Source organism: Niallia sp. RD1 (assembly GCF_024219955.1).
Lineage (GTDB): Bacteria > Bacillota > Bacilli > Bacillales > Cytobacillaceae > Niallia > Niallia alba.
Genome location: NZ_CP100420.1, coordinates 2,806,347 through 2,831,577 on the forward strand (window position 1 = coordinate 2,806,347; position 25,231 = coordinate 2,831,577).

The 25,231-nt window shown below is 34.8% G+C and carries 19 protein-coding genes and 2 pseudogenes; 17 read left to right on the forward strand and 4 right to left on the reverse strand.

The window, feature by feature from the left end:
* Positions 1–30 precede the first annotated feature (30 nt).
* Positions 31–438, reverse strand: a complete 408-nt coding sequence (locus NKG37_RS13495; protein WP_016204636.1) for a hypothetical protein — start codon at positions 436–438, stop codon at positions 31–33.
* Between the two features lie 489 nt (positions 439–927).
* Here NKG37_RS13495 and NKG37_RS13500 point away from each other — a divergent pair, with 489 nt between their 5' ends.
* The 5 genes from NKG37_RS13500 (at position 928) to NKG37_RS13520 (ending at position 6,167) form a co-directional block, all read left to right on the forward strand.
* Complete coding sequence (locus NKG37_RS13500) at positions 928–1,866, forward strand: beta-ketoacyl-ACP synthase III (RefSeq protein WP_016204637.1); 939 nt, start codon at positions 928–930, stop codon at positions 1,864–1,866.
* A 66-nt stretch (positions 1,867–1,932) separates the two neighbouring features.
* On the forward strand, positions 1,933–3,174 hold the full coding sequence (gene fabF, locus NKG37_RS13505; protein WP_016204638.1) for a beta-ketoacyl-ACP synthase II: 1,242 nt from the start codon (positions 1,933–1,935) through the stop codon (positions 3,172–3,174).
* Between the two features lie 258 nt (positions 3,175–3,432).
* Positions 3,433–3,855, forward strand: coding sequence for a Fur family transcriptional regulator (locus tag NKG37_RS13510; RefSeq protein WP_254414792.1), 423 nt, complete (start codon positions 3,433–3,435; stop codon positions 3,853–3,855).
* Positions 3,856–4,242: 387 nt separating this feature from the next.
* Positions 4,243–4,998, forward strand: a complete 756-nt coding sequence (locus NKG37_RS13515; RefSeq protein WP_254414793.1) for a DUF2268 domain-containing putative Zn-dependent protease — start codon at positions 4,243–4,245, stop codon at positions 4,996–4,998.
* A gap of 422 nt (positions 4,999–5,420) precedes the next feature.
* A complete protein-coding gene (locus NKG37_RS13520) occupies positions 5,421–6,167 on the forward strand; it encodes a YjbA family protein (protein WP_016204642.1) in 747 nt (248 codons plus the stop codon).
* A 307-nt stretch (positions 6,168–6,474) separates the two neighbouring features.
* On the opposite strand, the gene trpS is transcribed toward NKG37_RS13520, so the two are convergent.
* Positions 6,475–7,467 carry a tryptophan--tRNA ligase gene (gene trpS / locus NKG37_RS13525; protein ID WP_254414794.1) on the reverse strand — a complete coding sequence of 331 codons (993 nt, stop codon included), beginning with the start codon at positions 7,465–7,467 and terminating at the stop codon, positions 6,475–6,477.
* 1,196 nt (positions 7,468–8,663) lie between these two features.
* On the reverse strand, positions 8,664–10,100 hold the full coding sequence (locus tag NKG37_RS13530) for a DDE-type integrase/transposase/recombinase (protein WP_031540087.1): 1,437 nt from the start codon (positions 10,098–10,100) through the stop codon (positions 8,664–8,666).
* Between the two features lie 165 nt (positions 10,101–10,265).
* Between NKG37_RS13530 and NKG37_RS13535 the strand changes: the two genes are divergently transcribed.
* From NKG37_RS13535 to NKG37_RS13545, 3 genes and pseudogenes are all read left to right on the forward strand, one after another.
* On the forward strand, positions 10,266–11,882 hold the full coding sequence (locus NKG37_RS13535; RefSeq protein WP_016204644.1) for a peptide ABC transporter substrate-binding protein: 1,617 nt from the start codon (positions 10,266–10,268) through the stop codon (positions 11,880–11,882).
* Between the two features lie 198 nt (positions 11,883–12,080).
* On the forward strand, positions 12,081–13,016 hold the full coding sequence (locus tag NKG37_RS13540; protein ID WP_169188129.1) for an ABC transporter permease: 936 nt from the start codon (positions 12,081–12,083) through the stop codon (positions 13,014–13,016).
* 2 nt (positions 13,017–13,018) lie between these two features.
* Positions 13,019–13,405, forward strand: a pseudogene (locus NKG37_RS13545) (ABC transporter permease); the annotation flags it as partial.
* Positions 13,406–13,557: 152 nt separating this feature from the next.
* On the opposite strand, the gene NKG37_RS13550 reads toward NKG37_RS13545, so the two are convergent.
* On the reverse strand, positions 13,558–14,745 hold the full coding sequence (locus NKG37_RS13550) for an IS4 family transposase (RefSeq protein ID WP_254414795.1): 1,188 nt from the start codon (positions 14,743–14,745) through the stop codon (positions 13,558–13,560).
* A gap of 240 nt (positions 14,746–14,985) precedes the next feature.
* On the opposite strand from NKG37_RS13550, the pseudogene NKG37_RS13555 reads away from it, so the two are divergent.
* From NKG37_RS13555 to cls, 9 genes and pseudogenes are all read left to right on the forward strand, one after another.
* Positions 14,986–15,528, forward strand: a pseudogene (locus NKG37_RS13555) (ABC transporter permease); the annotation flags it as partial.
* Positions 15,529–15,540: 12 nt separating this feature from the next.
* Positions 15,541–16,608 (forward strand): ABC transporter ATP-binding protein, encoded by a 1,068-nt coding sequence (locus NKG37_RS13560; RefSeq protein WP_101730325.1) that lies wholly within the window; start codon positions 15,541–15,543, stop codon positions 16,606–16,608.
* Position 16,609: 1 nt separating this feature from the next.
* Positions 16,610–17,548: an ABC transporter ATP-binding protein gene (locus NKG37_RS13565; protein ID WP_016204649.1), complete on the forward strand. Its 939-nt coding sequence runs from the start codon at positions 16,610–16,612 to the stop codon at positions 17,546–17,548.
* A gap of 202 nt (positions 17,549–17,750) precedes the next feature.
* Positions 17,751–18,959, forward strand: a complete 1,209-nt coding sequence (locus NKG37_RS13570; protein WP_016204650.1) for a putative glycoside hydrolase — start codon at positions 17,751–17,753, stop codon at positions 18,957–18,959.
* Positions 18,960–18,962: 3 nt separating this feature from the next.
* Positions 18,963–19,538 (forward strand): GNAT family N-acetyltransferase, encoded by a 576-nt coding sequence (locus NKG37_RS13575; protein ID WP_016204651.1) that lies wholly within the window; start codon positions 18,963–18,965, stop codon positions 19,536–19,538.
* Between the two features lie 496 nt (positions 19,539–20,034).
* A complete protein-coding gene (gene spxA / locus NKG37_RS13580; RefSeq protein ID WP_016204317.1) occupies positions 20,035–20,430 on the forward strand; it encodes a transcriptional regulator SpxA in 396 nt (131 codons plus the stop codon).
* A gap of 517 nt (positions 20,431–20,947) precedes the next feature.
* On the forward strand, positions 20,948–21,622 hold the full coding sequence (gene mecA / locus NKG37_RS13585; RefSeq protein ID WP_254414796.1) for an adaptor protein MecA: 675 nt from the start codon (positions 20,948–20,950) through the stop codon (positions 21,620–21,622).
* 137 nt (positions 21,623–21,759) lie between these two features.
* Positions 21,760–23,076: an IS1380 family transposase gene (locus tag NKG37_RS13590; protein WP_109768540.1), complete on the forward strand. Its 1,317-nt coding sequence runs from the start codon at positions 21,760–21,762 to the stop codon at positions 23,074–23,076.
* Positions 23,077–23,605: 529 nt separating this feature from the next.
* Positions 23,606–25,123, forward strand: a complete 1,518-nt coding sequence (cls, locus tag NKG37_RS13595; protein WP_169189626.1) for a cardiolipin synthase — start codon at positions 23,606–23,608, stop codon at positions 25,121–25,123.
* Positions 25,124–25,231: the final 108 nt, after the last annotated feature.

The window sequence follows — 25,231 nt, forward strand, 5'->3', positions numbered from 1 at the left end:
GGATTAACAAGCAATCACATTGTTATTTGGTTAATCCATCCATTTTTTTATGAAGGGAGTTATCTTTTTGAAAATCGGTTTTAAATCATTAGCAGATGTCATAAACATATCTACATTTTTCATAAGAAGCTCAAGGTCAATTTGATTTATGAAATTTGCAATGGCATCGAAATTTTCGTTTTCTTCTTTTTCTTCCACTTGATTTATATCTCCGCCGCCGCCCCTTCCTAGAATCCAATTATCTCCTTTCATTCTTCTATTGTAGGAAGGCTTCTCATCGCTTAGTCGTTCATGGTCTATCTTTTCATTTTTTCTTATGGAACGACTGTTTGTACCAAACATAAACAGGGAGAAGTGATCAATTTCTTTTTCTTCCTCCTCTGTTGTCACATCTACTTTTTCCTTTTCATCGTAGAATTCATCATTATAATCCTCCACTATATTTCCTCCTATTACACAATCTTCGCGTTATGTTCTTAATATGCTATGAAAAATATCGGGAAATGCTTAGACCAATATAATAGAAAGTAAAATATGTTGCAAAAGGGTGGAGGAATTTGATAAAATTAGTACCAAGTCATAATAATTGATAATAATATATTACTGTAATAAGGCTGTTTTTTCTCTTTTCTTGTAAGTCCATAATGATAAAATTAGGGTAAACTAAAAGAATCACTATTGGATTTATTTTCGGCTTAAGATCTACTAGTAGCCAGCCTATACTCCTTGCTTGTATGCAGGCTGCGGATAAAGTGAAACTTCCAATAAGCTTGAGGGGGGAGTTTTACTGTCCGTTAAGAGTGGGGTAAATTAGCTTATTTAACGAGAGTTTATGAAAAAGACTGTTCATATAGCTTTTTTATGCAAATAACAGTCAAAAAGAAACACATACCGGATAAACCGGTGACTATAAAGGAGCTGAAAGCTTTGGGTACAGGAATAATTGGTATTGGCCGTGAACTTCCAGAGAAAATTTTAACAAACTTTGATTTAGAAAAAATGGTCGATACAAATGATGAATGGATTAGAACAAGAACTGGTATACAAGAACGAAGAATTGCAGATGACAATACAAATACATCTGATATTGCATTAGCTGCGGCCAAGAAAGCAATTGCTGATGCTGGTATTCATCCAGAAGATATCGATATGATTATGGTTGCAACTGTTACACCTGATCAATCATTTCCTTCTGTTGCATGTATGATTCAAGAAAAGTTAGGGGCTAAAAAAGCCGCTGCCATGGATTTAAGTGCTGCCTGCGCAGGATTTATGTATGGGATGGTAACAGCGAAGCAATTTATTGATACAGGTGTATATAAATATGTGTTAGTAGTTGGCGTAGAGAAGCTGTCCAAAATAACAAACTGGGAAGACCGTAATACTGCTGTTCTTTTTGGAGATGGAGCTGGAGCTGCTGTACTAGGTAAAGTTTCAGAAGGAAGAGGAATTCTTTCTTTTGAATTAGGAGCAGATGGTTCTGGTGGAAAACATCTTTATTTAGATGATGAAGACTATATTTATATGAATGGAAGAGAAGTCTTTAAATTTGCAGTTCGTCAAATGGGTGAAAGCAGTGAAAATGTTTTAGTAAAAGCAGGATTATCTAAGGAAGATGTAGATTTCCTTATACCACACCAAGCGAATATTCGCATAATGGAAGCGTCTAGACAAAGATTGAATTTACCAGAAGAGAAACTTTCTAAAACGGTTCATAAATATGGAAATACAAGTGCAGCGTCTATTCCAATTTCATTAGTGGAAGAACTAGAAGCAGGCAAAATTAAAGAAGATGATGTGCTTGTAATGGTCGGTTTCGGTGGAGGCTTGACTTGGGGCGCAATTGCTATGCGTTGGGGAAAATAATAAATTTCTTCCTATAAAATAGAACATACTTTAAATTTGATGCTATATAGAAAAGGAGAATAGGTCATGAGTACGAATAAAAGAGTAGTTGTTACTGGAATTGGGGCTGTAACGCCACTTGGTAATGATGCAATAACTACCTGGGAAAATATTGTTGCTGGAGTTTCAGGAATTGGACCATTAACAAGAATTAATGCTGATGAATATCCAGCAAAAGTAGCTGCAGAAGTGAAGGAATTTAATCCAGAAGATTTTATGGATAAAAAAGATGCAAGAAAAATGGATCGCTTTACACAATATGCGCTTGCAGCTTCTTTGATGGCTGTTAAAGATGCTGATTTACAAATCACGGATGAAAATGCACCACGTGTGGGAGTATGGATTGGCTCTGGTATTGGTGGAATGGAAACATTCGAAAATCAATATGAAATCTTCCAAAAAAGAGGGTATAAACGAGTAAGTCCTTTCTTTGTACCAATGTTAATTCCGGATATGGCATCTGGACAAGTTTCAATAACATTAGGAGCAAGAGGCGTAAATTCTTGTACTGTTACTGCATGTGCAACTGGAACAAACTCAATCGGAGATGCGTTTAAAGTTATTCAGCGTGGAGATGCTGATGCAATGATTACTGGTGGCGCAGAAGCACCTATTACAAAGATGTCTGTTGCTGGTTTCTGTGCGAATACTGCCTTATCTTTCAATCCAGATCCGAAAACAGCAAGCAGACCATTTGATGCAAATCGTGATGGCTTTGTTATTGGAGAGGGAGCAGGAATTGTTGTACTTGAAGAATTAGAACATGCTTTAGCAAGAGGCGCTAAAATTTATGCAGAAATAGTTGGATATGGTTCAACTGGAGACGCTTATCATATTACTTCACCTGCACCAGGTGGCGAAGGTGGAGCAAGAGCAATGAAGATGGCAATTAATGATGCTGGACTTGCACCAGAAGATGTTTCTTATATTAATGCACATGGTACAAGTACTGCATATAACGATAAGTTCGAAACAATGGCTGTAAAAGAAGTATTTGGAGATTATGCTTATAAAGTTCCAATGAGTTCTACAAAATCAATGACTGGTCACTTATTAGGTGCAGCAGGTGGAATTGAGGCTATTTTTAGTGTATTGGCAATAAGAGATAGTATCTTACCACCAACTATTAATTTTGAAACGGCAGATCCCGATTGTGACCTAGATTATGTAATTAATACCCATAGAAAACAAGAAGTAAATGTAGCGATGAGTAATTCTCTAGGCTTCGGTGGCCATAACGCTACAATAGTATTTAAGAAATATCAATAATTATAAAAGAAAAAGGCATTTATTAAACTGTTAGAATCTGTCATATCCTATAGGCAGATTCTAACAGTTTTTTTTCTTTAAAACCTTTATTTATAATTATTTTAAATTAATATTGACTATTATTATAAAGTGTATATAATTAAAACTATAATTCTATTATTTAACGTAGACAAGCCGGATTTGATTATCATATTGAGAAAACGCTTTCTTTTTAAGGTGGGCAGTATAAAGGGATATTACAGAGAAAGGAAGAACTCTATGCTGAGTATAGAAAAGGCTAAAAACCTATTGAAAGAAAAAAATGTCCGTTTAACGCCACAAAGGCTAGAATTAATTAATATACTTTCTAAAGATAATAAGCATTGGACAGTAGATGAAATTTATCATGTACTAAATGAGAATATGCCATCAGTAAGTATTACGACTGTCTATAATAACGTTCATTTATTCACGGAATTGCAGTTGTTAAAAGAGATACAATTTGGAGAAGGCTTAAGTAAATATGAATGGAAAAAAGAGGAACATTATCATATTGTCTGTAGTGATTGTGGAGAGATAGTAGATATTTGGTATCCTACATTAAGGGAGGTAGAAGCATTTGCGAAATCCATATCTAAATTCATTATCAGCTCCCATAATCTCCAATTTTATGGAACCTGTCAGCAGTGTTCAAAAGCATAAAAGAAAAAAGGAAATTATTTGTTTAGAGTGTAAACAACCAATAAAAAAATTGAAGCACTCGATCATTTGTGGGTGTGGAAGCAGGATTATGAAAGATTCACATAAATAAAAATTAGATAGTAAGATAACTTGTTTTTTCTCATCATTAACAGAAATCGTTGCTTGTTAAGAAAGGGATATACAAAGAAGAACTCGAAATGAGGCTCTTCTTTGTATATCCCTTTTTTAATATCGATGGAAAGTTGATTTGAAGTTTACTAGGTGCTTGTGATTTTCTAAATAGGAAATGAAGTTTTTGTAAGGTGATGATAGTTATGGAACCAATAAATTAAGTATCCATATACTGATAAATGATTAGGACAAAATGAATTAAAAGGGGAAATATTGGTGGGGGTAATCGAAACAAATAAATGGTTAGAGGATGACTTTTATGAGCCAACTTCTATATGTGAACATTTTAAAGCAACATTTAATGGAGATAAAACTCAAAATATATATCGATATTTAATGGACTTTGGAATGTATAAGCCATCAAGACGTTCAAAGCAAACATTTGAAAAAATGAAAGAACTAGATACATGGAATAAAATAGACCGATTTTTTAAAAAGTATAAGAAAAAATGGAATGGACCAGATGTACCTATATATATTTTTCCTTTTCAGGCTTCCTGGAGAGGAGATGAAAATAAATCCGGTGTATCGTTTCCAAATCAACTTTTCTTGTTTATTGGAGAAGTAGAAAATGATAAGGAGCTAGAAGCCCTTTTTATCCACGAATACCATCATGTTTGCCGAATTCATCATCAAAAAAAAGATATTGAGAATTATACATTACTAGATTCTATTATCATGGAAGGATTAGCTGAGCTTGCCGTTAAGAAAAACTGTGGAGAAGCATATAATGCCAACTGGTGTCACTTATATGAAGAGGATAAAATAAAGAAATTTTGGGGTAAAGAGCTAAAGGAGCATCTAGATGTAAAAAAAACAGAAGAGATACATGATCAATTATTGTATGGATATGGACGCTATCCACGAATGATTGGTTATAATACAGGCTTCTATCTAGTTAATACTTATCATTCTCAAAAAAAAATAGCAGAAAAAATGCACTTTACAATAAAAAGCGAAGCATTTTTATAAGAAAAATTCTATCAGCGGGGGACTAACCTCATCCTTATTGATCGTTAGGTTAGTTAAAGTTATCGTACCTTACGGGAGAGTTTTAACACCTAGCTTTCTCGATTTTCCTCAGTTTGCGATTGGAGCTTACTACGCGTTAAGAGAGGATAAGAAATTTTTTAAGGCGAGCGTTGAATCTGCTCGTCTATTGCATCTTATTTGAAAAACTAAGAGGAATCTCTTTTACTGGGATAACCAGACTGAAAAAATAGTCATAAAAGTAGTATGAAAAAGACATGTAAGCGAAAGTTTGTACATATTATGATAGTAAGTTATTTTCAAAATTAATGGAGGATTAAAAATAATCCTTTGAAAATAGGAATAAATTTACTACGCTCTGCCAATACTTATGGACAAACAGTTGTTGAAGTGAGGGATAAAATATGCAGTATCTTCATGATGTTTGGGTAAATTGGTTTGAAGGGGAAGAAAACGGATATAATGTTTGTCACTTTCATGAATGGAGAAAAGATGATGGTGTTGAATTATTGGATCAAGTTCCGCTATTGAAAGTAGACTCATGTTTATACAATTACATAGAAAATGATTTAGCGGAAATACCACGACAATTATTAGAAGAAATTTATCAAAAGGCATATCTACGAAAAAATCATGAACGAATTCAATTAGATTATTGTTTTGTAGTTTCTGATGGAATTGGTCTTTTAGTAGTAGATACAATAGGTTATTCTGTACCAATTAGGAAGAGCCGAATGATACCTAGACAAGAACAGTTAGCCTATGAACTGCTTGAAAATCAAGAAACTATTTATTATAACTTTCAAAACAACGAAGAAAAGAAAGAATTCCATATTTTATCACCTGAGCCGCATGTGATGAATGGATTAACAAGAAAAGAAAGACAATTAAAGCAATTATTGTTTATGGCGCTAGATCAACTATATTCGTCTGAAAATGTGGCAGAAGTTCGCTATTGGTATACGGAATGGAGTCCGGAACGTTATTTTGAGATTCAGCATTTAAATTTTGAACATGCATGGAATGAACTATTTGAGTGTACAAAATACGGTTGGTCGAATAAGCATGAGCAGTTTTGTGAGAATATTATAAAAGGTCAGCCGTTTTTTGAAAAGCTATGGGAAATGGAGCATGGTCCGAAAGTAAATTAAGAGTAGCCGTTTTACAAAATTAATAGGAATGAAAAAGCCCGATGAATTTTCATCGGGCTTTAGAACTGTAGACAAACTTCTTGAAATTTGAAATTTTTGCCTATGGTCTTCTTTATATTGCCTTTTCTAATAGGGATGTTGCTTTCCGTTTCAGGGGTTCACTTTCCATGGGGCTCGCGCTAATCCCACAGGAGTCTCCCCCCTTCCACTTCAAGCAACGCAAGAAAATTTCATTTAACTTTTTTAAAATGCTTTTGTCGACAAACAGAAATGATGGAGTCATCCATCGTTTCTATAAGAGCGGATATTAACGGCGTTTACGACCTAATCCCATCGCATTTTCCATTTTTTTAATCATTTTACCTGCGACTTTATTTGCCTTTGCTGCGCCTTCATCTAAAATGTCATCTAATTCAGTCGAATTCATTAGCTCGTTGTATTTTTCTTGAATTGGTTTTAATGCATCAACTACAACATTCGCTAAGTCTGTTTTAAACTCTCCATAGCCTTTACCTTCGTATTTTGCTTCTAGGCTTGGAATACTTTCCTCAGAAAGGATAGAGTAAATAGATAATAAATTGGACACGCCTGGCTTGTTTTCTCGGTCAAATTTAACTATACCTTCTGAGTCTGTAACAGCGCTTTTGACTTTCTTAATAATTTGGGCTGGTTCGTCCAACAAAGTGATAGTTGCTTTGTTATTTGTATCGGATTTACTCATTTTTTTTGTAGGATCTTGTAAGGACATGATTCTTGCCCCCACTTTTGGAATGCGCACTTCTGGAATTGTCAGAATGTCATTGTATTTTTTATTAAAACGTTCGGCAAGATCACGAGTTAATTCAAGATGTTGCTTTTGGTCTTCTCCAACTGGAACGATATCTGTACTATATAAAAGAATATCTGCAGCCATTAATGGTGGGTATGTTAATAAAGCGGCAGACACAGCATCTTTGCCAGTTGATTTGTCTTTGAACTGTGTCATTCTCTCTAATTCGCCGATATAAGAGACACATTGCATCAACCAAGCTCCTTGAGCATGGGCAGGAACTTCAGATTGAATAAATAAAGTAGCTTTTTGGGGATCAATACCCACAGCTAAGTAAAGGGCAGCTAAGCTACGAGTGTTATTTCTAAGTACCAGCCGGTCTTGCGGTACTGTTATAGCATGCTGATCCACAATACAGAAGAAACAATTGTATTCGTCTTGCAACTCCACAAATTGGCTTAATGCACCAATATAATTTCCTAATGTGATAGTTCCACTAGGTTGAATTCCAGAAAAGATAGTTTTCATCATTACTTCCTCCAATATGTATTCTAGACACAGGATTAGGTGGCAGATGCATCTAATCAAGTGATTCATTCTATTTAATAGGCCTTTTTACTAGCTATGTTAATCTGCAAAAGAAAGACAATATCTTCCCAAAACAACGCTTTCTTCGAGCAAATACAAAAATCACTTTTTAAAATAGAATCTAGAAACTTAATTATAATTATTATTATAACCATTTTAGCATGATTAGTTGATATTCAAAGGCTGTTTTATTAAAGTTTGTCGATTTTAATAAAAAAATAGGGATTCTTTTGTCGGTATCTTTTAGGGAAAAGAGATCAGTGAGTGAAAATAAAATAATGAAGTAGAAAGTGTATTCTTCTAATTGTGATAATTCGGATATATTTATATTAATATAATTATTCTGTAGATTTTTATATTTCAGATTTGTTTTTATTCTACAAAATTCTACAAAATTCTTGCGTAATAAATATTCCGATTATATAATTGTCATTACGAATGGATTAGGTAGTGATATTTCAGATTATTTAAAACAAGTAAGAATACATAATGAATAGAATGAACGAAATGATTATTTTTGTATAACATTATATAGGTTTTATTAACGTTTTTTATTTTGTTCGGCAAATAGTTATTTATTTAAAAGGCTGTTTTCTAAAGGATTGTTGTTTTTTCAATAGGAAAAAAGAATTAATAGGGAAATTGGAGCAGCCGGAATACACGAAGACGCCACGGGGATTAGCGAGACAGCCTGAGACCCCGGAGGCGAAGCTGAGGAGGCTTAAGCTTAGCCCCACGGAAAGCGAAGTGTATTCCGGCTGCGGGTAATCGCAACAAACTTTACGAAAACAGCCATTTAAAATAACTGACTATTTAGGAAATGATTACTTGTGTATTCTGAGGTTTAGAATGGGAAAGCTATTTTCGAAGTTCCATTTGAGGAAAATTATGGTAGTGTCAAAACTTCTATGAAAAAGTAACCTGAAGTCTTTTTCTTCTTTCCTTTTTGAAGTGGAGAGGCTCGCAATCGCTCTTGACAAACACACCAATGGTTTGAATTCAGGTTATCAAGGGCGAAGGGGACAAAAGAAGGCATGCCAAATAAGCCCTTGATTTTTTCCATTTTAAACCATTGGCAAGTTCGGTTTGTCAAGAGTTCGCTCCGCCGATTGCTGGTTCAGGGCTCAGCTAAACAAAAGCTAGGTTGTTTGTTCTATAATCCAATCTTGAGCTAATCCAATTAGCTTAGTCCATCTTGCTGGCATATTGGGAAGCTGAAGTAACTCTGGATGAATCACAGGTACTTTTCCTTCTAAGGCTGAATGAGGCCGTAGAAAGTTAAAGTATGCGACAAACAAAGTGACGAAAGAAACAGATCCATGATCAGATCCAAACCCATGAGTCGAGCGATAATTTCCTTTAAACGTTCGATTGAGTCGTTCAATAATTTGCTTGAGTGGTCGGTATTCTGTTGATACTGGATCTTCGTTGGTTAATCCAATGACTTGCTTCACATCAAACGAAATATCATGTTGGGCAAAGAAATGTTGGGCTAATAGGTAAATCGGATTGCCATCTACAATAAACGTGAGGTTTTTAGGGATTTCCTTCATCTTTAGAAGAACCTCATCGATAGCCAGAATGGCTGACTGAGTATCTCGATTAGGAGAAACAGGATAAGACAGAATAATCTTTTTTACGGCATCAAAAAAGAAGAATAAATAATGCCAGCGACCTTTCACTCGAATGTAGGTCTCGTCTCCACAGAATTGATCAGAAAGCTCATAAGGATAATGGTCCACATAAGGTTTAAGCATCAGTGCTACGCTATTTTCGTAATTCAAAATGCTTTGGTGGGAGATGGATACACCATGTACATCCTTCATGAGTGCAGCTGTTTTACGGGCTGACAACCCATAGTTCACATGGTAGGTCAAAATCAGTCCCAATGTATGTGGCGACACATATAGTCTTGATAAATCCAACTTTGGTTTCTGAGGTGAACGCTTCGATAAGGGTTGGTAATCGATACGAAACTGACGGAAAATATAACGCATTTTAAATGCCTGTGGATCCTTTTTAAACTGTTTTTTCTCTTTTGAAGATAGTCCATTTTGTTTCTTTTGGTAATAAGAACAGTCGTTGTTTTTACACTTGAATACATCGAAATCTTTTCTCTCTTTGACCTTTTCAAGCGTTTTAGCACAGTGAGGACATTTTAAAATTGCCTCTTTTGAATAATGATTTTTTTGGTTAAACAAACATGCACACACCTTGCATTGATACTGTCCCTTGTCTCCGTTATTTGCATAAAGAAAATCAGATGGAGCACCACACTTTGGACATTTTATGCTGGAAGGAACAGTTGTTTTTGAATTTGAGTGTCTTCGAACAGGTTTAAGGGGTTTCCCATTTTTCTCCTGATACTCATTCAAAAGAAGTTTATAATCAAACTTTTGTAGGGTTTCGATGATTGGGAGGTCGTCTACCTGTAGTTTTCGATAAGGCTTATTTACAGGTTTTTCTACAGGTTTATCAAACATACTTTTCCCAATCAAAAGAGTTAATAATGTTCGAATAACCTGATCTTGGTACTTAATAAAAGTAAGTAAATAGGTTATAATTTGAGGGTACAATTTGTCACTTCCTATTCTAGGTTGTTGGGTGTGTGGTAACCTCAATTATCCTTAGAATTCAGGGGGTGGCAATTTTTTTGCTCAAAAAGCCCGCTATTATAGGATATAATAGCCTATTTCTATATAAAGTTTTGACAATACGAAAATTATTTAGGGGGTAATTACATGAGAAAAAGAATGCTTGTACTAATGAGCTTAGTGCTAATACTAAGTGCTTTTCTTGCTGCATGTGGTAATGACAAAGGTGGTAGTGATAAATCATCATCACAAAACTTACGTCTGAATATCGTTTCAGAGCCACCAACATTACATCCAGCATTAGCTACAGATTCAACATCAGGTGGTGTGTTAATTCAAACATTTGAAGGATTAACACGTATTGATAAAGATGGTGTTCCTCAGCCTGCTATGGCAGAAGATATCCAAGTTTCGGATGATCAATTAACCTATACATTCAAAATTCGTGAAGATGCTACATGGACAAATGGTGATCCAGTAACAGCTGAAGATTTTGAATATGCTTGGAAATGGGCAATTGACCCTCAAAATCAATCTCAATATGCATATCAACTATATTCCATAAAAGGTGCGGAAGCAGCAAATAATGGTGAAGGCAGTCTTGATGATGTGGCTGTTAAAGTTGTGAACGAAAAAACATTAGAAGTGACATTAGTAAATCCTACACCTTATTTCTTGCAACTATTAGCTTTTTATACTTATTTCCCAGTTAATAAAAATGTCGCAGAAGCAAATCCAGATTGGTATAAAGATGCTGGAGATGACTATGTTACAAATGGTCCATTCAAAATGACAGAGTGGAATCATAGTGAATCGATCCTTCTAGAAAAGAATGAAGACTATTGGGATGCTGACACAGTTAAATTAGAGACAGTAGAAATGTCAATGGTGGAAGAGCCAACAACCGAACTAAGTATGTTTGATAACGATGAGTTAGATTGGGCTGGCTTACCATTTGGAGCATTACCTACCGATTCCATTAAAGCATTGAAAGACAATGGGGACCTAAATGTGAAAGCAATCGCAGGTACTTATTGGTATAAATTTAATACAGAAGAAAAGCCATTTAACAATGAAAATATTCGCAAAGCATTAACATATGCGATTGATCGTAAAGCAATTGTTGAGCAAATTACACAAGGTGGACAAATTCCAGCTATGGCAGTTGTTCCTCCAACAATGTTCTCAGAAAACGAAAAAGGTTACTTTAAAGATAATGATATCGAAGCAGCAAAAGCCGCTCTTGAAAAAGGGTTGAAAGAAGAAGGCTATGCAAGTGTAAAAGATTTACCAAAAATCACTTTATCTTACAATACAAGTGAAGCACATGCGAAGATTGCACAAGCAGTACAAGATATGTGGAAGAAGAATCTTGGAATCGACGTAGAATTAGATAACGAAGAATGGCAAGTATATTTAGAAAAAATTGATTCTGGTGACTATCAAATTGGACGTATGTCATGGTCTGGTGACTATAATGACGCATTTAATTTCCTAGAGCTTTACCGTGATGCAAACGGTGGAAATAACGACACTGGTTGGGAAAACCCAGAATACAAAGAACTTCTTATTGCTTCACAAAAAGAAACAGATGAGGCGAAGCGTAAACAGTTATTACAAGATGCAGAAGCTATTCTTATGAACGAACTTCCAATTGCGCCAGTTTATTTCTATACAAACACATGGGTGCAAAAAGAGAACCTGAAAGATGTAGTAATTTCAGGCTTAGGAGAAGCTCAGTTAAAATGGGCACATTTTGAATAATTAAGGGAATGGCTTAATTATTCAATCATGTTTAAGAAAGGTGCGTACTTTCGGATAATCCGGACCTTTTTAGGATGTACAAGCCAAAGAGATAAAAGAGGCTGTCTTATTTAACGAGTGATACTTCGTATTCTCGTTCCCTAAGGCATCCTCTTGCTTTCTATTCGCATTGTTTTAGAAAAAAATGGAGGTAAAACCATGATTAAGTACTTGACAAAACGTTTGCTGTTTATGGCAATATCCTTATGGTTAATCATTACAGCAACGTTTTTCTTCATGAGAATGGCACCGGGTAACCCATTTACATCGGAAAAGAAAATGCCACCTGCAATCGAAGCAAATTTAAATGCCCATTATGGTCTTGATCAGCCTTGGTATGTTCAATATGGAGAATATTTGCTACGTGTAGTTCAATGGGATTTTGGTCCATCTTTTAAATATAAGAGCCAAACTGTTAATCAATTAATTAATGAAGGGTTTCCCGTTTCATTAGTATTGGGATTAGAAGCAATATTCATTGCTTTAGCAATTGGTGTTACCTTAGGAGTAATCGCGGCATTAAGACATAATAAATGGCAAGATTACTTAGCGATGATTGTTGCTGTATTAGGAATTTCGGTTCCATCTTTTATAATGGCCGCTTTTTTACAATATATTTTTGCAATGAAACTAGGCATTTTCCCTGTAGCTAGATGGGGGACTTTTATGCAAAGTGTTCTACCAGCAGTGGCTCTAGCAGCAGGTCCTACAGCTTTTATTGCCCGTTTAACTAGATCTTCTATGTTAGAAGTATTAAGCAATGACTATATTAAAACAGCAAAAGCAAAAGGGATTAGCGGTTTTAATATTACAGTGAAGCATGCCATCCGTAATGCGATCCTTCCAGTTGTTTCTTACATGGGTCCATTATCTGCGGGAATTGTTACAGGTAGTTTTGTAATAGAGAAAATCTTCGGGATTCCTGGTCTTGGATCACAGTTCGTAAAAAGCATAAACAACCGTGATTATACAGCGATTATGGGAGTAACTGTTTTTTATAGTATTATCCTGTTAGTATCTGTTCTTCTTGTCGACTTGTTGTACGGATTAATAGATCCTCGAATAAAACTATCGAGCGGGAAGAAAGGAGCGTAAAGATGCAAGAAATTTCGAAAGATAAATTTGAAATAGTAGGCAATAGCAGCATAGAATCAGAAAAAATTTCAAAAGCAAGTCTATCGTTCTGGAAAGATGTATTTACTCGTTTCAAAAAAAATAAGCTTGCCGTATTTGGACTTGTCCTATTAATTCTTTTAATCGCTATGGCTTTTGTTGGGCCATTATTAACTCCATATAATTATTATGAAAATGATTTAACAAAAACGAATCAGCCCCCAAGTGCAGAACACTATTTTGGAACAGATGAACTTGGTCGAGATATGTTCGAACGTATCTGGTATGGCGCAAAAATCTCGCTGTTTATTGGGATAGCGGCAGCCTTTATTGACCTAGTAATTGGTGTAATCTGGGGAGGGATTGCAGGCAATGTCATCAAGTTAAGAAACCAGTAATTACCAGTGGTAAACCAAAATTGATGTTTATAATATTCTGATAACTAAAAAAGCCAATAGGATGCCCGGGAAGTGCCTATTTAATTTTTTTGGCATTTCCCTGATTTTCCTATTTGTTCGTTTTGTTAGATAGCTGGTCGTTGTCCAAATCCATGTTTATTCGCATTTAGCCCTCTGGAACGTTTAAATTTCCTTCCAGGTCTAATTGGGACTCTATTTCGCTGAACTTCGTTCAGTAGGTCTTTATACATCTTTTTTCTTCGCCTTTGACTTGGTTCAATGATTAAACAAATGAGCTTATCTTTTAGTGCGCCAATTAAAATATTGGTGTTAGTTTTATATTTGTGCTTTAAGTCTTTATCCTTCTGATCCTCGGCGATGATCACATCTGACTCATGCTTTAGTAGGGAAGCCATGTTGCTTAAAAATAAAGCAGCATAAAACTCTTGTTCAATCGTCTGTTTTGTTTCGCCTGAGAATCTTTCAATCTGTATTTTGTTTTTTAAGACATCGTATTTTGTTTCGATTGACCATCGTTTAAAGTACAACTCTTTAAAAGCCGGAATATCAAAAGACTCATCTAATATATTCGTTATAAGTAATTCATCTTCTCCAGAGCCTAATGGGATACGGACCGCACGCAAACGCATGACGTTGCTTTTATACTTGAGTTCAATGACCTGATCAGGGATCCCTTCTTTTATAGCGGCTCGGTAAAAATTAACTGGCGTTCTAACAACAAAATTCACTTTATTCTTCAAAAGATAGTGAAAGAAATATTGAGATGGATACCCACGGTCAAAAAGAAAAAGGTCGTGGTTAGAACGCAGTTCTAGGAAACTATCAATTAATTCTATCGCTACTGTGCGCTCGCTATCTGTACATTTTGTGATTATCCCCTTTACAAATAAATCATTTCCGATATCATAAATAGTAGATACCATGGCTCTGGCAAGTTCCTTGCCATTGCCCTTTGATGCGCCGAAGGTATCTCTTAGCCTTTGGGAATTGGCTATTTCTATGATAGACGCATCAATCGCATATAACCGGAAGCCCTTATATTTAAAGGAGTTATTTGTCTGATAAAACCACGTCGTAATGGTGTCAAATAACGTCTTGAAGGCTTCTGGTTTTATTTTTTTTCGCGCTTGTGAAAATCCCTGTTTACTTATAATTTCTCCTTCTTTTTTAATCAACTCAAAAAAGTCATTCAACTCAATCTGCAAGCTTCTCGTTACTAGATTTAGCACAAACAAAATTGTTTCTGGGAAAGTCAATTTGCCTCCTTTACGTGTAAAGTAGGTTGATTTCATGCGGGAATCGCACATGAAATGGAAATCGTACAATACCTCCCTACATACTTCAATCGCTTCTAAAAACTTGCTTTTTTTCAACAAAAAAACCCCATTTCGTACGAGATATACCAAGAACTGGTATTCACGCTGATTATGGAGGTGTTTCTGAAAAGTCAAGGGGTTTTTTCAATTTTATACAACAATTTTATGAATCTTTTTTAATATTTACATATTTTTACAATTTAGGTTTATGACATTGGGATTGCAGGCTATAAAGGTGGAAAGACAGATGAAGTAATGATGCGTATAGCTGACGTATTATATGGAATTCCTTACCTTTTACTTGTTATCCTTCTAATGGTTGTTCTTGGTCAAGGAATTTGGACAATGATTTTAGCAATGAGTATTACTGGCTGGATCAATATGGCTCGAATGGTTCGTGGACAAGTATTATCATTAAAGAGCCAAGAGTATATTCTGGCTTCTAGAACATTAGGAGCAAGTGTTTCAAGAATTATGGGCAAGCATTTAATTCCTAATGCAATGGGACCAATTCTTGTAACTTTAACACTTACTGTTCCAAATGCTATTTTCACAGAAGCATTTTTAAGTTATCTTGGTTTAGGTTTAACTCCTCCATTAGCGAGTTGGGGAACGATGGCTAATGATGGAATTGGTGCAATGCAATATTATCCATGGCGCTTATTTTTCCCTGCAATCTTTATTTGTTTAACAATCTTTGCATTTAATGTTATTGGCGACGGAATTCGAGATGCGCTTGATCCAAGACTACGTAAGTAAGGAGTGAGATAAATGGAAAAATTATTAGAAGTAAAGGATTTACAAGTCTCATTCCATACGTATGGAGGAGAAGTGCAGGCGGTTCGCGGAGTATCCTTTGATTTATATAAAGGAGAAACATTAGCAATTGTTGGTGAATCTGGTTCGGGTAAGAGTGTTACTTCACAAACATTAATGAAATTAATTCCTATGCCTCCTGGTCATATTAAAGGTGGACAAATTTTATTTAATGGGGAAGATATTGTTCAAAAAACAGATAAAGAGATGGAAAGCATCCGCGGAAAAGAAATGAGTATGATTTTCCAAGATCCAATGACATCTTTGAATCCGACAATGCGTATTGGAACGCAAATTATGGAAGTACTGATTAAACATCAGCAAATGAACAAAGATAAAGCAAAAAAGAAAGCAATTGAACTTTTAAGTTTAGTTGGAATCCCAAAACCAGAGAAAAGAGTAGATCAATATCCACACGAATTTTCTGGTGGAATGAGGCAGCGTGCGATGATTGCCATAGCGTTAGCAGCCAATCCACATCTGTTAATTGCAGATGAACCAACAACAGCATTAGACGTTACGATTCAAGCGCAAATTTTAGATTTAATGAAAGATTTGCAAGAGAAAATGGATACAAGCATTATCTTTATTACCCATGATTTAGGGGTTGTGGCAAATGTTGCGGATCGAGTTGCTGTTATGTATGCAGGACAAATCGTTGAAATGGGTACGGTGGATGAAATTTTCTACGATCCAAGACATCCATATACATGGGGACTCCTTGCATCCATGCCAAGTTTAGATAATGATAATGAAGATGAGCTTGCAGCTATTCCTGGAACACCGCCAGATTTAACAAATCCTCCAATTGGGGATGCGTTCGCTGCTCGAAATCCATATGCGCTAGCAATTGATTTTGAACAAGAGCCGCCAGTATATCAAGTGTCTGAGACACATTTTGTAAAGTCGTGGCTATTGCATCCAGATGCGCCAGCGGTAGAACCACCTGCTTCTGTTAAAGAAAGAATAAGAAAGCTACCCTCTAACTTTGAAACACCAGTATTAGTAAAGGGGGATAAATAAGATGGCTGAAAAGTTATTAGAAATAAAAAATCTTAAGCAGTATTTTAATGTCGGTACTCCTAATGTCGTGAAAGCAGTAGATGATGTTACCTTTGATATTTACAAAGGAGAAACACTAGGCTTAGTTGGGGAATCAGGTTGTGGGAAATCAACAACTGGAAGAACCATTATTCGCCTGTATGATGCAACAGGTGGTCAGGTACTATTTAACGGAGAAGACGTACATGGAAGAAAATCAAGAACGGACTTAAAGAAGTTTAATCGCAAAATGCAAATGATTTTTCAAGATCCCTATGCATCTTTAAATCCGAGAATGACCGTTGCTGATATTATTGCAGAAGGTATTGACATACACGGTTTAGCGAAAAACAAAAAAGAAAGAATGGAAAAAGTATACGAACTGCTTCATACAGTTGGTTTAAATAAAGAGCATGCTAATCGTTATCCTCATGAGTTCTCTGGTGGTCAGAGACAAAGAATTGGAATTGCGCGTGCTCTAGCAGTAGATCCAGACTTTATCATTGCTGATGAACCGATTTCCGCATTAGATGTTTCGATTCAAGCACAAGTTGTTAACTTAATGAAGAAACTTCAAAAAGAAAAAGGTTTAACTTACTTATTCATTGCCCATGATTTATCAATGGTTAAGTATATAAGTGACCGTATTGGTGTGATGTATTTTGGGAAATTAGTTGAATTAGCGCCTGCAGATGAATTGTATAACAACCCAATGCATCCATATACACAGTCCTTATTATCAGCAATTCCTCTGCCAGATCCAGAAACAGAGCGTACAAGAAAAAGAACAGTCTATGATCCGACCGTCCATCAATATGAAGAGGGCGAAGAACTTAAAATGCGAGAAATTAAGCCAGGACATTTTGTTTATTGCTCTGAAAGTGAATGTAAAAAATATAAAATGCAATTGGAGAATAAATAATTCTCAAAGTCGACAATCTCAGCGGAAAGGAGGTTGTCGACTTTTTTGTTTTGGAGCCTTGTTATTGGCAATTCTATCTTTGTGCAGTTCGAAAATAACTAAATTAGCTTAAGGTTGTTTGTGTTTGTTACAATAAAAGGTATACATAATATATACAACGTTAGTAGATAATTGATACTGTACATAGATGGGAGTTTTCACTATGAATAAAAAGTTTTTATCCTTTGGATTAAGTTTCTATTTATTGGTTCCACATATTGCATTTGCGAAAGAGGAGAAGGTAATTCCAAAACAGCCAACAAAACAAATGGAGATTATGGTTAAACAATGGCCAGATTCTTTACCGAGAATGAAAAACAATTCCTTCCAATTTACATACCCTGATGCTGTAAGAGGGATTTATGTAAATGCAAATTCAATTGGAGGGAATAAATGGAATCAATTAATTGATTTAATAAAAACGACCGATTTAAATGCAATGGTAATTGATTATAAAGAAGATCATGGTAATTTGACCTTTATGCCGGAAGAAAGCTCATCATATCGGAAAATTGGTAGTAATTCTATCAAAAATATGACGGCTCTATTAGGGCAGCTTGAAAAAGAGAAAATTTATCCGATTGCGCGAATTGTTGTTTTCAAGGATTCCGTTTTAGCTAAAGAAAAACCAGAATGGTCATTTGTGGAGGGAGAAAAGGTTTGGACCAATGGAAGAGGAGAAGCATTTGTTAACCCTTTTGAAGAAAAGGTTTGGGATTATAATGTCAATCTTGCTATTGAAGCGGCTAAAATGGGTTTCCAGGAAATCCAATTCGATTACGTTCGTTTTCCAGAAGGCTTTGAAAATAAGGGAGATAAATTAACCTATACAAAAGGTGATTATGAGAATTTAAATAAAAGTGAAGGGCAGAAACGGGTAGAAGCGGTAACAGATTTTGTTCAGTATGCCAAAGAAAAGCTAGAACCCTATAACGTGAAGGTTTCTGTGGATATATTTGGATATACAGCAACTTTAGAAGAAGCACCAGGAATCGGTCAAAATTTCTCTAAAATAAGTAATCATGTTGATGTCATTTCTTCGATGATCTATCCAAGTCATTGGACCGCGTATTTTGGAATTGAAAAACCAGATTTGCATCCTTATGAACTTGTGAGTGAGTATACGAAAATGGAAAAGAAAAAGTTGAATGAATTAAAGAACCCGCCTATTTCAAGACCATGGCTTCAAGATTTTACGGCTGCATGGCTTGGAAAAGATAATTATCAAGTATACGGAAAAGAAGAGGTTCAAAAACAGATTGAAGCATTAAATGATCAAGGAGTTAACGAGTTTTTACTATGGAATGCAGGGAATAATTATACGAAGAATGTAGATTACACACCGAAAAATGAAGAGAAAAAAGGAGATTAAGGCATGCATTGGTATGATAAGTTAAATCAGTATTTTCCCGTAGAAGAAATGAAATCACAAGAACATATGGAAGCCTTGTTAAAGGATTTTCCGGAATATTATCATAAAGATGAAGGGAAATACCATGTATTAATGTATGTGGAAGCAGAGGATTTTATCTTTGTTGATTATTTATTTGTTTCCAATGAAGCCAGAGGTCAGGGGCTTGGGCATCAATTAGTGGAGAAGTTAAAAGAAAAGGATAAACCAATTATATTAGAAGTGGAACCAATAAATTACAAGGATAGTGATACGAAAAAAAGGCTTAAGTTTTACCAAAGAGAAGGGTTTAAACATGCAACATCCATTGGGTATAGAAGGTTATCCCTAGCCACAAGGGAAGTAAATGCAATGGAGATACTTTATTGGGCACCTAATAATGAAAACGAAGATGTCGTTTATCAAGCATTGGTAAAAACCTATAATAAAATTCATACGTATAATGATATCCATTTTTACGGGGAAGCTTATGAACCAGTCGATAAAGTCGTTCAATTTAATAATGGCCAAGAACAGAAAAATATACTTGATGATATTTGATTTTATGAATAAGCATAAATGAGAAGCTAATAGTGGAAACATTCATTTTCATTAAAATATCTTTAATTGAGAATAGAAATAGGTTTAAAAGAAATGAATGATGGGTAATTAATCAGAAAGTATATATTTTAGAACAAATATTTTAACAGATACGATAAATTTTTGAAACTTTTTTTGTTTTCAAACGTCTATAATGATAAGCAAGAAAATAAGCGAGAAATTCGGTTTAATTTAACGAGTTTTTCTTACATAAAGGAGGAGAATAACAACAAATAACGTAAGATTAATAGCTAATATACAGAAATTAATTATACTTGTGGATAAATTTTTTAAAACATATACCATAAAGCAAACAATTAGTGTATAATAATTAATATAAATTACTTGATTGAATTAATTATAATTTAAGAATTTCCAAGCAAGAACTCAAGTTTTTTATAATTATAACGAATGTAGTTAATTACATGTCTAAATAAAGGGAGCGTGAATTTGTAAAATGGTAACATTATACACTTCACCAAGTTGTACATCCTGCAGAAAAGCAAAAGCATGGTTAGAGGAACATGAAATTGCTTATAAAGAAAGAAATATATTCTCTGAGCCACTTTCTATTGAGGAGATAAAAGAAATTCTTCGTATGACAGAAGATGGAACAGATGAGATTATTTCAACAAGAAGTAAAACTTTTCAAAAACTAAATGTGAATTTAGAAACAATGCCATTACAAGATTTATTTGGCATTATTCAAAATAACCCAGGGCTATTAAGACGTCCGATTATCATTGATGAAAAAAGGCTGCAAGTAGGGTACAATGAAGATGAAATTCGCAGATTTTTACCAAGAAAAGTTCGTACTTTCCAATTACGAGAAGCACAACGATTAGTTAACTAATATGAACGCAGTATAAAAGATCTGACTTAATCGATACCAAATATATATTTGGTATCTTTCAGTCAGATTTTTCTTTTTTATTCACGGGTAAACATTTAATTCCTTTTCTTTCCCCTTATGAATAGAAGAAACAGATTCTGATAAAAACTTTGGGGATTTGGTTAAAACTGTCACTGATTGCCTTTTCTTTTTAGTTTGAAATAATTTCTATGAGGTAATACTACTAAATATAACTAAACAGGAATATGGTATTAAAAAAGAATAAGTAGAAGTCAACTATCAACCATGAAAAAAATGGAGAATTGTGAATGTTTTTTGAATAGGCATATAATGGTTTTTTTCAAACCCAAGATGTTTTAATTCCATTTATACTGCTTTTGTCATAAAATATAAAGTACAAGGTACAATACAAGGAAAAATTATATTTTATTTCAGAAAGTTTACTTGTAAGAAATAAAACAAATCTGTATGGGGGTCTCTTGTCCCTTCCATCATAGTCTGAAGGGAGTGTTAGCGTATGGAAATTGAAAGAATTAATGATCATACAGTAAAGTTTTATATTTCGTATATTGATATAGAAGAACGTGGATTTAAACGTGAGGAGATTTGGTACAATCGGGAGCGCAGTGAGGAATTATTTTGGGAAATGATGGACGAAGTGCATCAAGAAGAGGACTTTATCTTTGATGGACCATTATGGATCCAAGTTCAAGCTCTAGAAAAAGGCTTGGAAATTCTTGTTACAAAAGCGCAGCTTTCTAAAGACGGACAGAAGTTTGAAATTTCCATTCCGGAGGATAAGCTAAAGGATTTACCTATTGATGAACGTTTTGAAGACTTAATGGATCAACACTTTACTATAAAAGATGGTGAAGAGGAGTATGATGAGAGTCTTGAATTTCTTTTAACGTTTAATGATTTTGAGGACATCATTTCCTTATCCAAAATGCAAGGGCTAGAAGGAATGGATACAAAACTCTATAGCTACAATGGAAAATATTACTTATTTGTACAGTTCCTTGACGAGGAAATTCCAGAAGAGGAAGTAGAAAATGCATTAAGCATTTTACTGGAATATGCTCAAGAGGATTCCAAAATGACTATTCATGTTCTTGAAGAGTATGGAAAGGTTATTATGGAGAATGAAGTATTTATGGAGTTAAGAAAATACTTTAACCTGAATTATTCATAGAAAATCATTAATTGGCAACTAACGCCTGTATAATAAGCTTTTTTGTTAAGAAGTAATTCACTTAATAAATGAAAAAAGAATCCGTTTCTGATAAGGTTAAAGCAACTACGAAATAACCATCAGAAAGGATTCTTATAATGGCTACTTTACCGCAATTAACGCTTGATTTCAATCATAAGGTCAAATTATCAAATGATGGAGGTTCTCTTTCGTCCGATACGGGTGAATTCATCTTTAGAGAATTCGATGAAAAAATTGGTTTTTCAGAAACATTGGCTAAACATTTAAATTTGAAAGATGACAGACTTTACTATTTTCATTCAAATGAAAACTTGCTTCGTCAAAAGATATATCAAATCATTGCTGGCTATTCCGAAGACGACGCTGCCGATCAACTAACGAAAGACCCTGTATTCACTCAAATTATTGGAACGGATGCATTAGCTTCCCAGCCTAGTTTGTCACGATTTTTTAAACGGTTTGATAGCCAATCCATAGCGGAATTAAATCTAGCTAACCAAGACCTTATTGACAAAGCACATCAAATCAGAGAGTCCAAAGCACTCATCTTTGATTTGGATTCCACGCATTCAGATACCTATGGAAATCAAGAGTCCGCGGCTTACAATGCCCATTACGGAACAGTCGGTTTCCACCCATTAGTTGCCTTCGATGGAGTAACCGGTGACTTTATCAAAGCTAAGCTTCGTCCTGGGAATGTCTATACTTCTAACGGTGTTGTTGATTTCATTCAACCGCTCATTGAACATTACAATGAAAAGTTCCCAGAAACTACACCACTTGTTCGTGGTGATAGTGGCTTTGCCATCCCAGCTCTGTACGATTTGTGCGAAAAAGAATCAGTCTATTACGTTATTCGACTCAAAGCAAATGCCAATCTACAACGAATTGCGGATGAACTCCATCCATCATCTATGACTTCCGAGGTCACGAATACGGAATGTTATTATGAAGAAACCATTTATCAAGCGAAATCATGGTCTAAGCCTAGAAAAGTGATTATTAAATCCATCCGTCCTGCAGACGAGTTGTTTTTCACGCATTCCTTTTTTGTAACGAACTTGATAGACGCCTTTTCACCAAAAGATATTGTTCTTTCTTACCAGAAAAGAGGTACGATGGAGAACTATATCAAGGAAGCCAAGAATGGTTTCTATTTAGATAAAATGAATAGTCATTCTTTCCAGGTAAACGAAGTAAAGATGATGTTGAGTCTGCTAGCTTATAACCTAACGAATTGGCTGCGTACACTTTGTTTTCCGGAAGAACAAAAGACTATGCAAATCGAAACAATACGAACACGGATTATTAAAGTTGCTAGTAAATTAGTAAAGTCAGGAAGATCCCTTTACTTTAAACTATCTTCAAGTTTTGTGTACCAAGAATTCTTTTGGAAAGTACTTCGGCGAATTCAGAACTTGAAGCTAGAGTAACCATCTTAATACCTGTTTTTTAAAAGTTAATGTCTGACCAAGGGAGTAGTCTGCCCAAAAACCGACTTTCTTCAAGCACTTGCTTGAAAACCACATCGAAGTGTCCCAATTTACTATGAATTTTTTCGAGGGTGTAGAAAAGTATTATATTTTGGTATTATTTATGACTTAAGTTCGAAGTATGAATAATTCAGGTTTAATTAATATAAGAAAAATTTGATGCTAAATAGAAACTCTGCAATGTGTGGTTAGTGCCTATCATTGTAGAGTTTTTTTGTGTACAGATAAGAGGGAAGCAGAAGAAGGATGTATAAATGCCAAGCTTGATGAATAGATATAGACACCTGTAGAAAATGTAATGATAGACCTAAATCACTTAAAGCATGTCAGGTCTCACTCTACTTACAGAAAGAGCGGAGGAACGCTTTAGATGGGAGTATTTTAGTGGCATTGTGGGTAAATATAAGGGAATAATAAATGAGCTATACGAAGCTTATTGTAAGTAAATGGGAGAATGGCGGTGCCTGTCATGAATCATACTGCTAGGTTAGGATTGTTTTTTGTAGTAGCAGCTCTATTTGTTTATGTGTTTAATTTATTTTTCTCCGTAAAAGGGGGAATTTACGGACAGTTAAGTTTAGTTATAAGTTTGTCGGTAATTTTTATCGGCTTTGTCATTTTCTTTGAAAATAGGCATCCGACACAAACATTAACCTGGTTAATTGTATTAGGAAGTTTTCCAATTATTGGGTTTGTTTTTTATTTGTTCTTCGGGAGGAACTATCGCAAAGAAAGAATTTATCGAAAAAAGTACTTTCTAGATAAAGAAGCATTTCTGAAGATTGAACGTGAAATTAGTTCCCGAAAAGAAGAGAAGAAAAAGATACTGGATGGACATCAACGCAATTTATTTCACTTAGCCGAGAAACTTGGAAATAGTCCAATTTCATTTGGTACTTCCACTCAAGTACTAACAGATGGAGATGAGACGTTTTCGACCATTTTAAAGGAATTAAGGAAAGCGAAACACCATATTCACATGGAATATTATATTGTGAGAGATGATGATATAGGTCAAGAGATAAAGGATATTTTGCTTGAAAAAGCAAGAGCCGGAGTACAGGTTCGATTTTTATATGATGCTGTTGGGTCTTGGCAGCTATCTAAAAAGTTCTGCTTAGAAATGAAAGAGGCTGGCATTGAAGTGGTTGCTTTTAGTCCTGTTAAAATGCCTTTTTTTAATAGCAAATTTAATTTTAGAAACCATCGCAAAATTATTATCATTGATGGAAATATCGGCTTTGTAGGAGGTTTAAATATTGGAGATGAGTATTTAGGAAGAAATCCTTCGATTGGTTATTGGAGAGATACTCATTTGCTTCTGAAAGGAGATGCGGTTAGGTCTTTACAATTGATTTTTCTTCAAGATTGGTTTTATATGACCAACCATAGTTTCTTAACAGAGGAATATTTAACACCAGTTTCTGAGGAAAATTCCCATGGCGGAGTACAATTGATTGCAGGTGGTCCAGATAATGAATGGAGTGTTATTAAAAGTATTTTTTTCAGCATGATTACTTCGGCGAAGAAATCAATTTGGATTGCTACTCCTTACTTTATTCCGGATGAAGATATTTTTTCTGCTATAAAAATCGCTTCATTAAGTGGAGTGGATGTTCGGATTCTTGTTCCTAGCAAACCAGATAAACGAATCGTTTTCCATGCTTCTCGTTCTTATTTCCCAGAATTACTGGAGTCAGGAGTAAGAGTCTTTGAATACAATCGAGGATTTATGCATAGCAAAATTATTATTGTAGATGGTGAAATTGCTTCCATTGGGACATGTAATATGGACATGAGAAGCTTTCATTTAAATTTTGAAGTAAGTGCCTTTTTATATAGGACAAGAAGTACAGAAAAACTAGTGAAAGATTATTTAGAAGATATAACTCACTCAATCGAATTAGAAGTGGAGACCTTTAATAAAAGGCATTACGGATATCGAATGCTTGAATCGACTTCTAGATTGTTATCTCCGTTATTATAAATGCTGTTTTTTTGATATATGAAATAAATGTAAGGAAATACTTCTGAAAAGGACTAAAATTCTCTTTATGTTAGCATTTTTGTTCAATGGTAATGTGAAGAAAATTTA